The organism is Deltaproteobacteria bacterium, assembly GCA_016931625.1.
Taxonomy (GTDB): Bacteria; Myxococcota; XYA12-FULL-58-9; order XYA12-FULL-58-9; family JAFGEK01; genus JAFGEK01.
On record JAFGEK010000221.1, the window covers coordinates 1 to 11674 of the forward strand.

Sequence of the window (11674 nt, forward strand, 5' to 3'; positions counted from 1 at the left end):
ACTCTCTACGTCATGCCCTCGAAAGAGGGCATCCAGTAAAGCCTAATAAAATCGATCAATTACAGAGATGAGATCAAGAGTCAGATTAACTAGGGGGTGTCCCTAATACGTTAATTCTTATTATTTACATAATTATATTAAAAAAGCGTGTGGATTATCCCGCAGATTTATGATTATTTATTTTGGATTTTTTTGCACCTTTTTTCTCATTGACGTATCTGAAAAAGTGTTGTTATTTAGAGCACATAGATCGTTTGTGAAAAAATAAAAAATTTATTTTACAACACTTGACAGAGGCGATTGCTGCTCTAAAATTATATGTGGGAGTAAAAGAATGAACACGGCTATTGCCTTAAAACGTAACGATTTAGACTACTACATTGCTGAAATAAATCAATACCCATTGCTTTCGCACGATGAAGAAATTGAACTTGCGAATCGCTACCGTAATCATGGTGATGTGGCGTCTGCTCATAAATTAGTCGTATCTAATTTACGCTTCGTAGTAAAAATAGCCCATCAATATCGTGCTTATGGCTTATCCCTGCTTGATTTAATTCAAGAAGGCAACATCGGCTTAATGGTTGCGGTTAAAAAATTTGATCCCAGCAAAGGTTACCGTCTCATTTCATATGCCGTGTGGTGGATTCGCGCTCAAATTCGTTCTTTTATTGTACGTTCTTGGTCGTTGGTAAAACTTGGCACCACTTATGCACAACGTAAACTTTTTTTCTCTCGTAAAGCTTTAGGAGAATATTCTGAAGCTGGTCGTGATGACGACATTCAAATGCAAAAAAATTTAGCTACCGAACTTGGTCTAAAAACTAAAGAAATTGATGAAATGGAATTACGGTTAGCAGCTCGCGATTTCTCACTTGATGCTAATATATCACAAGATAGCCATAACACCTATTTGGATGAACTTTCTTACCAACATCAACTCTCTCAAGAAGATGAATTAGTTGAACAAGAACAAAAACATTTACTTCGTGGTGAAGTTGCTGCTGCAATGGGCAAACTAAACGAAAAAGAACGTTATGTGGTTGAACATCGTATGCTTCAAGACGAACCTCAGACACTACAAGAAATCGGCAATCGATTCAAAGTATCGCGCGAGCGTGTACGTCAACTTGAAAAACGAGTTGTAGATAAACTTCGTAATGCTCTCGCAAAAGCTAATGGCGAAGAAGCCGCTGTTAGTGTAGCATCATAAAATCCGAAGGCTGTTAGTCTTCTTAATCTAATTTGTAATACAGCATATAATAAAAAAAGCCGCTGGTACCTTAAAAAACAGGAACCAGCTGCTTTATTGTCTTAAAGAATCTAAGCTTTAGAAATTGTTCCAAAGATACTGATTGGTTACTTCATGGTGGAACTGAATCTCAGAAGATTTAATTAAAGTACCAAGTTGTTTTGGGCAACGCTCAGCCGCTGCAAGCTTTAATTCAGCATATTTATTTTGAATATCTTCACCTAAAAGCTTTGCTGCAAATGGACTAGACTTAAACATACGAATTGCATCAAATATATTGTCAGGTAGAAAGCGTGTACGTGAACGTTTATCGTTATCGTCTGGTGTATTTTCACCCTCAAAACCAGTACGAATCAATGAATACATCAACATGTATGGATTTGCATCAGGGGCCACTGCTCGCATTTCAATACGTGCCGATCGTTCATTTCCAAGTGGAATACGTACCATAGCACCACGATTTACCGCACTTGCTTTTATTTGATTTGGTGCTTCATAGTGTGGATCAAGGCGGCGATAGGAATTAACGCTTGAGTTGCCAATAAGGCAAATATCATTAGCATGATTTAAAAATCGATCAATAAATTGCCAACCTAATGCTGACAACCCATCTTGGCCATTTTTATCATAGAATAGATTTTTACCATCGCGAGCAATCGACATGTTTGTATGCATACCACTGCCATTGATACCAATCATTGGCTTAGGTAAAAAACTAGCTGTTAAGTCCATTTGTGCAGCTACTTGACGACATAGTAGTTTATAAAGCTGTACTTGGTCGGCGGCAGTAGTAATCTCAGCATATGAGAAATTCATCTCAAATTGGCTTGGTGCAACTTCTGGATGATCTTTCTCATTTTGAAAACCCATGGCTCTTTGAACTTCAGCAGCCTTATCAATAAAAACTCTTAAAAGATCACCCGGTAATGAATGATAATAACCACCAGTTGAAATAAAATCGAATTTACCGGTTTCATGATAACGGCGCTCAGCATCGCGACCTTTGAAAATAAAACCTTCAATTTCAGTTGCAGCATTAGCTACTGTTTTGTCTTTTTCGTAAAGCTCTTTGCTGAGTTGTTTTAAGCGTGAACGAAAATCTGCAGAATAGGGAGAGCTATCACGATTGCAGACCTCACCAAAGAGAATGACTTTGCCAGGACCGAATACATCTGATGGTAACCAATATAACGACGACCAATCTAATAATAAGCGTAAATCACTCTCAGCTTGCTCAGAAAAACCTCGAATCGAAGAGCCATCAAAAGTTAGATTGTCTTGGGACTTAAGCAAAAACTTTTTGTCATAATCAAGCATATGCAAACGACCTTCAAGGTCGGTAAAGCATACGGTAATTGCCTTTATTCGCTTTTCGTCTGCTAGCTGCTTATTATTTTGTTCACGCAGCTTATCAATTGAAACGCGATTTAAACGGTCTTCTTTATTCTTGAGATTCATTTCTTCAAGACGATCATAAGGAATCTCTAAAAAATCACGTAACCCTTTAGTCTCCACTTGCTTTTACTCCTTCAGGCATAAATGCCGTGTCTTATAGATAAAATTCTGTTAATTTATCTCAAAGTTAATGAGAATAACAATAATGTTGACAACAAATACTATAAAATTGTCATAAATACAACAAAGATCATTTTAAATACGATCATTTTATGCCTAGGATATATAGGTACACCCCCTGCTAAACAAAAATTAGCGCGGTAAAATTATTACCGCGCTAATTTAGGCTTATTTCATTGAATTACCGCAATATTAATTTATTTTTGTATAAAAATTATACCATTCTAAATAAAAAACCTGATAATACTGTCCAAATACCTAAACAAATAGCAATAATTCCCAAAGTTCCCTGATATGGAGCAAGTTTTGCAATAGCTTGGTCCATTTTTGCTTGAGCTTGGTCATTTTTAATAAATGTTTTTAAAACACCAATGCCTAATAATAGGCCGAGAGATAGTAATAACACTGCGCTGGCTGTCCAAGTAATCCAAATAATTGGCCAATGAGCCAACCAACCTAAAGTTAAAATAGAAGAAATAACTCTCCAGGCACCCCAAATAGCTGAAATAGCGCCTATCCAACCTTGATATGGCGTTAATTTATTAATCAACTCTTTGGCATCTGGCTTTTTGGCAATAATTAAACTAGCAGCGCCTAATACACCTAAAACGATTAACCACAATCCATTTACGAGACCCATGAACAACCCCTTGTAATTAGAATAAAAAATCGTGGGGGTATCTTAACCAAACAATTCTCAGAGCTCAAGTCCGAGTATTAATATTGCTTAAAATTAAATTTTTGGTAATAGATCTTCAATGTGGTTAATAAATATAGGTTTTAACTCATATAGTTATTAAATTAGGATAATTATTTTTTTTATTTGGTACTAAGTTATATCCGCTCTCGAGAGCCGATTTATTTTGTTCAATTATTTGGGGTTTACTAAACTAGCACACATACACGACAACCTATACACTGCATGGGTTGACTAACCATCGCGGGAAAATATCCTTTAGAATTAATATCTTTACTTGTACATAAAACGCCTTGTGGACATGCACGAATGCAAAGTTCACATCCTTTACAAAGTTCTTTATCTATATCGATTCTGCTCATAACCACTCTCTTATAAAAATCAATTGTAAATGTATCAATTAGTCGATTTATTTAAAAAAATTACTTTTACGCCAAACAGCAATAGCATCTTCTAATAACACTGAGATAGCTGCTGTAAAAGGTACTGCAAAAAGCATACCTACCAATCCAAAAAGTGACCCCCCTACTAATACTACTGATATAATCATTAAGGGGTGAAAACCCACTTTAGCACCAACCAAACGGGGAGTAATAAAATAACTATCAATTGGTACAATCACTGCAAATACACCTAATGCTGCAAATAAAGTTAACCAACTATCATGTGCTAAAAGCACCATTAATACTGATAAGCTAATTCCTAATGCGGAACCAACAAATGGAACCACGTTAAATAAGCCCGCGACTATTCCTATAACAAAACCGTGTTTAACCCCAGCAATTGTGAGTCCTATGGAATAGAGAATAGCTAAAAGGCATGCTACTTGTATTTGCCCACGTATCCATCCACCAACTTTGCTATCCATCAATTGCGCACGTGATATCACATAATCATGAAACCGCGGTGGAATTAATAATAAAGGCTTGAATTTGATGCGATCGAAATCTCGCACAAAATAGAAAAAGAAAAGTGGTACCAATAAGGTACTGATAACCGTGGATACCGAACTACCAATACCACCTAGCAAACCTTTTACTGCTCCTTGTACCCCTGCAATTTCTTTACGTAAAACTCCACTTATCTCAGCCCCACTATATCCCAAAGTATTACGAGCAAAATCTTCTAATTTATGAAAGTAAACAGTCAACCAACCTGGCAATTTTTGTATAGTTTCAATCGCTAAATTTATGAATGCTGGCAATATAATGATCATCAATAGAGATACTATTATAATCAATATACAGACCAATGCAGCTATTGTTAGGGTTCGATTAAAACCACGACGTTCAAATATATCAATAAGAGGATCAAAAATGTATGCAAAAATCATAGCCACGACTGCTGGCATAAGCACAGTCGAAACCACTGAAAACAATCGCCAAAATAATATCAAAACTGCAGTAAAAAGAATAATTTTAGCCAGTAAATAAAGATACCGATGATGTGTATACCAACGTTGCTCAATAGTTGTCTCTTGTCGATCTATATTTGTTTCATTACGCTGTTCGCTTACACTCATGATAGCCATTACCTTTGCCGTGATTTGCCACTTAAATGTATAACGAATATTAGGGAGTATCCCTAGTACCAATATCATTTAAATTAGGTACTATTATAAACGTATTGCTAAAGCTATTCGTTGATACCCTTGCAAATCATTTACTGCCTGTACAACATCAAATTCGCCGGTTGCTTGCAAAATTTGTTGTACAGTTGACCATTGTCCGGCCCCAATTTCAAGTGCCAACAATCCTGGTTTGGCCAAATGCCCTACTGCCTGAACAATTAATCTTTTTATCAAGGCCAGCCCTTCATCTTCGGCAAATAAAGCCAAAGCGGGCTCATAATCACGAACTTCAGGCATTATATTATTTCGCTCTGAATCTGCAATATATGGAAGATTTGCTGCAATTATATTAAAAATTAACTCTTTATCAATTACTGTCAATAAATCACTTTTTAGTAGCTGTAGCTGTGCTAAAACTCCATGTCGAGCTGCATTTTGCCTTGCAACTTCTAAAGCTTTTTCTGAAATATCTACAGCAAATATTTTACTTTCATGAAAATGTTTAGCTAGAGCAATAGCTATTATTCCACTTCCTGTACCAACATCCGCAATTATCGGAGTTGATAACATATTTTTATCTAACCAATCGCGAACCGAATCAATTAGATGTTCCGTTTCAGGTCGCGGGGTTAAGACATCGGGAGTGATAATAAAAGATAAACCATAAAATTCTCTTTCACCTAAGATATATGAAACCGGCTCTCGTGCTGCTCGTCTTTGAACAAATTGACGATATTTTGCACGTTCATTTTCATTTAATGGCTGGTCATAATGAGTATACAGATAAAGACGATTTTTAAATAAAACCGCTGCCAATAAAACTTCCGCATCTAATCTTGGAGATTCAATACCATGTTGTGCAAAATAATTTGTCGTCCAGGCAAGCACCCTGCCAATAGTCCATGGCTCTGATTTCGCCTCGAAATTAACTATGTGCAACTTTCTACCCCATTTGACCACTTTTCAATGCTTCAGTTTGATAATGCGTTCGCAATGCAACAATTATAGATTCAATATCGCCTGCTAAAATTCCGGGTAAATTATGTACTGTAAGACCGATGCGATGATCAGTTAAGCGATCTTGAGGAAAATTATAAGTTCGAATTTTATCTGAACGATCACCGCTTTTAACCATTGCTCTTCTTTCGGCAGCAAGTTTGGCGTCTTGCTCAGATCGTTTTTGTTCTAACATACGAGCACGTAAAATTTTCATTGCCCTTGACTTATTTTTAATTTGACTTTTCTCATCTTGGCAGATAACCACAATACCACTCGGTATATGCGTAATACGTACTGCTGAGTCAGTGGTATTTACTGATTGACCACCTGGACCACCAGAGCGAAAAACATCAATACGTAATTCTTTATCTTGAATATCTACATCAACTTCTTCGGCTTCTGGCATCACTGCTATAGTGACTGCAGAAGTATGTATTCTGCCTTGTGCTTCGGTTTCAGGCACTCGTTGTACACGATGGACACCAGCTTCATATTTTAGATCTGAATATACTTCTTTACCTGATATCATCGCGATTACTTCTTTAAAACCACCTCTTGGACCTTCAGATGATGACATTAATTCTACTAACCAACTTTTCTTTTCAGCATAACGTGCATACATTCGAAATAATTCACCTGCAAACAGTGCCGCTTCATCCCCACCAGTGCCAGAACGAATTTCAAGAATTATATTTTTTTGATCAAGCGGATCCTTTGGTAACAATAATAATTTTAATCGTTCAAACAATTGATCGTGCTTTTCTTCAAGCCTGGCAATATCTTCTTTTGCCATTGCGATTAATTCTGCCTCATTTTCTAAATCAATTAATTCTCGATTATCCTTAATATCACTTTTTATTTTTTTTAGCTCACGATAAACCATTACCACTTCGGCAAGGTCACTGTGTTCTTTACCTATTTCACGTAAACGTTTGGGATCAGCAATTACTTCAGGATCTGAGAGTTTAACGTTTAACTCTTCATAGCGTTGTTCTACCTGCTCTAATTTAAGCATCATCGTAAGAAGACCCTCAATAACGACAGATTTTTTTAAACAGTAAAAAATTTAATATCGCAATTAGGGAGTGTCCCTATGAATAATATTTGCGCAAAACTACCTTGGCATTAACTAATACATGTCAATGCTTCAGTTACTCACTTACAAAATTGCGTCAAAGGAAAAAATGGTTTTGGGTCTAATTTAAAATTAATAAAAAACCCATTAACCTTATGCTATTGAGGTTAACGACCGTATTTTCGCTTAAAGCGTTGCACGCGACCTTCAGTATCAATTAATTTCTGCTTGCCAGTAAAAAAAGGATGACAAGCAGAACAAATATCTACTTTAAAATCACCACGGGTAGAACGTGTTTCAATTACATTTCCGCATGCACATTCAATCCGTGATGCCAGTAGTTCAGGATGAATACCCTCTTTCATAATTCAACCTCTTTTTGCAGATCCCAAAAGAAGAGGCGCTTAATTAAAGGATCTCGAGTATGGTTGTCAAGCTATCACTGTATTATATCACAGTAATTCTATGGTTCGGAGATCAACACTGCGGTACCTGAAGCTACTCGCACCGGCCCTTCTGCTACTTCAGCAACAACTAAATCACCATATTCTAATATTTCTTCACCCCGTAAATGGGTTAACTTAGCTGGACCGCTATCAGCAACAAATACACGCAAATTATCGCCACCAACCTCAATACCAACACGTAATGGTTGCATGCGGAAAGTTGGACCCAAAGCACCTTCACGCTCGGCCTTGGGCACTTGCGAGTGTGGGAAATTCACCGAGACACATGCTTCTTCTATAGCTAAATGGCGCATTTTGCCCATTGCGTCAGTACGATCCCAATCATAAACACGAAAAGTAGTTGCAGAAGGTTGACCAACTTCTAATGTCAACAAACCAGCACCTAAACAATGTAATGTGCCTGCTGGAACGGTAATTATATCCCCAACCCGTGGCATAACTTCATAAAGCCACTTACTAATGGTACCGCCACTAGATGCCTGACGAAGAGTTGCAGCATCTAAACCTGGATAATGACCTAAAAGTAAAAATGCTCCTGCATCAACTTCGGCAATATAAAAAGCTTCGCTTTTGGGTTGACCAAAACCCAATTTTTTACACGCAGCGTCATCAGGATGAACCTGAACCGATAACTTTTGATGCGTATCAATCCATTTCACCATAAAAGGAAATTTGCCTTGCGCCGAACCACCGAAAATACCTGAACGCCAAAGTTCACCTAAACCCTTACCTTCATGCGGTCCATTAGCTACTTGGCTTTCGTTGCCTTCAAGCTCAACCAACTCCCAAGATTCACCAATTTTTTCACTTGGTAAAGTGCGGTTAAATTCTACGGCAAAGCGGTTATGGCCCCAAATGGTTTGCTTATATATGGGCAGAAATCGAATCATGAATCGTAAATAATGTTGATGTCTCGTTGAAGCAAGTAAGATTGCAAATCAAATAAAGAAAAACATCTTGTATGCACAACACTAGAAAAAAAGTTACGTAAAATTAGCCAGTTCATGAAATATTAAATTCTATAAATAAATGCGTTTTGACATCTACTAATTTGCTGCTGAAGCCGCACTTTGCACTTTTTTGCGTTTATTACCACTTTGATTTTCTTCGTTTTCAGGTTTTGAGTCTTTTTTTGTCACATCATTAGAGGAAGCCGAAGCATTTCGCGCCTCTGGAACTAAGCCAAAATGCAAACGCGTACGTTCTTCAATATCGAGCGCAGTATCTTGGTGTTGTTTAAGATACTCTGTAGCTTGTTCACGACCTTGACCAATACGCTCTGATTTATATGAATACCATGAGCCATTTTTATCAATAATCCCAAGATCTGTTGCAATATCAAGAAGATCACCCGTCTTTGAAATACCCTCACCGTATAAAATATCAAACTCATGCTCACGAAATGGTGGTGCAAGCTTATTTTTAACTACTTTAGCGCGAGTACGATTACCCAAAATTTTATCGGCATTCTTAATCGCCCCAGTACGACGAATCTCAATACGAACTGAAGAATAAAATTTGAGGGCATTACCACCAGTAGTAGTTTCAGGATTACCAAACATGACCCCAATTTTCATACGAATTTGATTGATAAAAATCACGCAGGTACGACTTTTGGCAATCACACCAGTTAATTTGCGTAAAGCCTGCGACATTAAACGAGCTTGCAGCCCAACATGCTGGTCACCCATTTCACCTTCAATTTCAACTCGTGGCACCAAAGCAGCTACAGAGTCGATAACTATAATATCAATAGCATTAGAGCGAACCAGCATCTCAACAATCTCTAATGCTTGCTCACCAGTATCTGGTTGAGCAATCAGCATATCATCAGTGCGCACACCTAACTTACGAGCATAAGTAACATCTAAAGCATGTTCAGCATCGATATAACCGGCAACACCACCTTTTTTTTGTGCTTCGGCAATAACATGTAATGCCAATGTAGTTTTGCCACTAGATTCAGGGCCGTAAATTTCAACAACGCGACCACGTGGTATACCACCAATACCAAGAGCGACATCCAGCCCAATTGAACCAGTTGAAATAGTCGGCACATCAGCACAAATAGCCTCACCCTCACCCAGACGCATAATCGCGCCTTTACCAAATTGTTTTTCAATTGAACCCATAGCAAGCTCAATTGCTTTTTCACGATCAAAAGCGCCACTGTTGTTATACTGTTGTGCCATTAATAATTACTCCGTGCGTTTGTATGTTGCTCTTTAGCGCTATCCTTCATAGCCTAAATATAACTACCTGAACAGATGTATCGTACCTCATTTTTAAATTTTATTCTTCTAATTTAACAAATTAAGTACTTTTTTAACCCCAGCAATGATTTAATCTTTATGTGACTATAGGTTAGCTTGTCACCTCATTATTTAATAATGCGGTAGGCAATATTGAAGATTATGAGGGCAACATGCCACTTGATATAAAAACTATACAAAGTGCTGAACAAGCCCATTTACAACAAGAAGCGCAAGCGCGCGAAGAAGCACAAGAACGACTTCAAGAAGCCGCTCGACACCAAGGCAAACAACAGCAATCAGATGAGGACGACACTGAGCCGGAACAAAAATCTGTTAAATATCAGCGTCAACAAGCTAAACAAAGCGGACTCGAACAAGCAACAAACGCAGCTCATAAAGCCCGAGCAGGGTGGCAACACACAACCGGAAGGCAAAATGTAACCAGCAATATTATGGCTGCCGAACAAGCCGAAGAGGCCGGCTTTGATTTTTCGACAACAACAACTAAAATACCATCTGAAAAAAATCAGAGTACCACTACGGCAGATATTACCTTTGGTACAAATGCTACAAAAGATTTTAACGAAGATGTCACTGATGAATTTTTTGAATCTGACCTTAAGCAAAAAGCAAATATTAAAGGGCAAGATGATAAATATGACAACCGAACAAAAACATACAACGCTGCTTCTGTTGACGACTATTTACAATCAGCGAAGCCACTAAATAACACAGAGCAAAATAATTTCATCAAACGCATAAGTGATACGATTTTTATGTTTTCAGATGGACTTGCTTGGTGTTTCAAAGGATTACGTCGTGGACTACATGAAAGCAAAACATCATTAGCTAAAGGTATTGATGTTTTAGGCTCTGGTAATAGCAAAGTGGGGTTTAACCAAATTGGCGCCGGTTTTACGAATTTCTTTTTAAACTTTATCAATCTTGGTATCACTATTTTTGCCACTAGCTGGTATGCCTTCATTAATATTTTCTTAAGTAAACCTGCTCGTAAATTGAAACCTAGTGAAATTGCCTGCCTGCGTTCAGTATTTGCAAACTCAATTAATTATAACGTAATTCGTTTACGCGAAATTGATGCCCCAATTAATGAATCATTGCCCGGTAAAACCTTTGAAAATAATATCTACATTTATATTTCAGCTTTCGATGATGGCATAATTCTGCCACATATCTTAGTAAGTTTAGCAATGCGAATATGGCAATTTCAAGTTGGATGTAGCGACTTTATATTACAAACAATCATCGAACGCTTTAAATATGGTAGTGCTCATGCTTGGGAAGGTGACGTCCCAAGCACACCATTTGCGAAATTATCAATGCAGCAACAGGTATCGCTTATTCAATCGGCACAATTATCTGGATATTTTACTGCTTATGATCCTAATCAAGGCGTATTTCGTATAAATCTAACTAATGACGGAAGTCCTACTGATTTAACTGAATATTTACAAGACGCTACACAATTGTTGCGCACGCGAAAAAAAATCTAATCACCGTAATGGAGTACTAATATTGCTTTTAAAATTAATTAAACCCCATATATTTAAGATAACACTTCTGTGTATCATATCAGTTCTCTATGCAATAGTATTAATAGTAAGTCCCCAGATTTATAAAACTGTTTTTGAATCACTTATTCCAAATTACTCGCAAAGATTACTATTATTTATTCTCGGTGTAAGTTCTCAATAAATACTGGCGAAACATGGGTGTCATCTCGAACGTAGTGAGAGATCTTTTTTATGCTTTTAAATATAAGA

At 37.3% G+C, this 11674-nt stretch carries 11 protein-coding genes; 2 read left to right on the forward strand and 9 right to left on the reverse strand.

What is annotated here, in order from left to right:
• Positions 1-334: 334 nt before the first annotated feature.
• Positions 335-1213, forward strand: coding sequence for an RNA polymerase factor sigma-32 (locus JW841_18435; GenBank protein ID MBN1962915.1), 879 nt, complete (start codon positions 335-337; stop codon positions 1211-1213).
• Between the two features lie 117 nt (positions 1214-1330).
• On the opposite strand, the gene JW841_18440 is transcribed toward JW841_18435, so the two are convergent.
• The 9 genes from JW841_18440 to recA all read right to left on the reverse strand — a co-directional run bounded on the left by JW841_18440 (position 1331) and on the right by recA (position 9827).
• On the reverse strand, positions 1331-2767 hold the full coding sequence (locus JW841_18440; GenBank protein ID MBN1962916.1) for a glutamine synthetase: 1437 nt from the start codon (positions 2765-2767) through the stop codon (positions 1331-1333).
• 274 nt (positions 2768-3041) lie between these two features.
• The gene (locus JW841_18445; protein ID MBN1962917.1) at positions 3042-3467 is read right to left on the reverse strand and encodes a hypothetical protein; all 426 of its coding nucleotides are present in this window, start codon (positions 3465-3467) and stop codon (positions 3042-3044) included.
• A gap of 245 nt (positions 3468-3712) precedes the next feature.
• Entirely contained in the window at positions 3713-3886 is a 174-nt protein-coding gene (locus tag JW841_18450) for a 4Fe-4S binding protein (protein MBN1962918.1), read from the reverse strand.
• Positions 3887-3933: 47 nt separating this feature from the next.
• Positions 3934-5124: an AI-2E family transporter gene (locus JW841_18455; GenBank protein ID MBN1962919.1), complete on the reverse strand. Its 1191-nt coding sequence runs from the start codon at positions 5122-5124 to the stop codon at positions 3934-3936.
• A gap of 15 nt (positions 5125-5139) precedes the next feature.
• Complete coding sequence (prmC, locus tag JW841_18460) at positions 5140-6033, reverse strand: peptide chain release factor N(5)-glutamine methyltransferase (protein MBN1962920.1); 894 nt, start codon at positions 6031-6033, stop codon at positions 5140-5142.
• A 4-nt stretch (positions 6034-6037) separates the two neighbouring features.
• Positions 6038-7111 carry a peptide chain release factor 1 gene (gene prfA, locus JW841_18465; protein MBN1962921.1) on the reverse strand — a complete coding sequence of 358 codons (1074 nt, stop codon included), beginning with the start codon at positions 7109-7111 and terminating at the stop codon, positions 6038-6040.
• 224 nt (positions 7112-7335) lie between these two features.
• The gene (gene rpmE, locus JW841_18470; protein MBN1962922.1) at positions 7336-7533 is read right to left on the reverse strand and encodes a 50S ribosomal protein L31; all 198 of its coding nucleotides are present in this window, start codon (positions 7531-7533) and stop codon (positions 7336-7338) included.
• Between the two features lie 98 nt (positions 7534-7631).
• A complete protein-coding gene (locus JW841_18475) occupies positions 7632-8525 on the reverse strand; it encodes a class I mannose-6-phosphate isomerase (GenBank protein MBN1962923.1) in 894 nt (297 codons plus the stop codon).
• A gap of 156 nt (positions 8526-8681) precedes the next feature.
• Complete coding sequence (gene recA, locus JW841_18480) at positions 8682-9827, reverse strand: recombinase RecA (protein ID MBN1962924.1); 1146 nt, start codon at positions 9825-9827, stop codon at positions 8682-8684.
• Positions 9828-10060: 233 nt separating this feature from the next.
• Here recA and JW841_18485 point away from each other — a divergent pair, with 233 nt between their 5' ends.
• Positions 10061-11404, forward strand: a complete 1344-nt coding sequence (locus JW841_18485; protein ID MBN1962925.1) for a hypothetical protein — start codon at positions 10061-10063, stop codon at positions 11402-11404.
• Positions 11405-11674: the final 270 nt, after the last annotated feature.

Bases quoted from the DNA above. Each gene is read 5' to 3' on its own strand.
- JW841_18435 (MBN1962915.1), top strand. From the start codon at position 335: ATGAACACGGCTATTGCCTTAAAACGTAACGATTTAGACTACTACATT.
- JW841_18445 (MBN1962917.1), bottom strand. From the start codon at position 3,467: ATGGGTCTCGTAAATGGATTGTGGTTAATCGTTTTAGGTGTATTAGGC.
- JW841_18450 (MBN1962918.1), bottom strand. From the start codon at position 3,886: ATGAGCAGAATCGATATAGATAAAGAACTTTGTAAAGGATGTGAACTT.
- JW841_18455 (MBN1962919.1), bottom strand. From the start codon at position 5,124: ATGATATTGGTACTAGGGATACTCCCTAATATTCGTTATACATTTAAG.
- prfA (MBN1962921.1), bottom strand. From the start codon at position 7,111: ATGATGCTTAAATTAGAGCAGGTAGAACAACGCTATGAAGAGTTAAAC.
- rpmE (MBN1962922.1), bottom strand. From the start codon at position 7,533: ATGAAAGAGGGTATTCATCCTGAACTACTGGCATCACGGATTGAATGT.
- JW841_18475 (MBN1962923.1), bottom strand. From the start codon at position 8,525: ATGATTCGATTTCTGCCCATATATAAGCAAACCATTTGGGGCCATAAC.
- recA (MBN1962924.1), bottom strand. From the start codon at position 9,827: ATGGCACAACAGTATAACAACAGTGGCGCTTTTGATCGTGAAAAAGCA.
- JW841_18485 (MBN1962925.1), top strand. From the start codon at position 10,061: ATGCCACTTGATATAAAAACTATACAAAGTGCTGAACAAGCCCATTTA.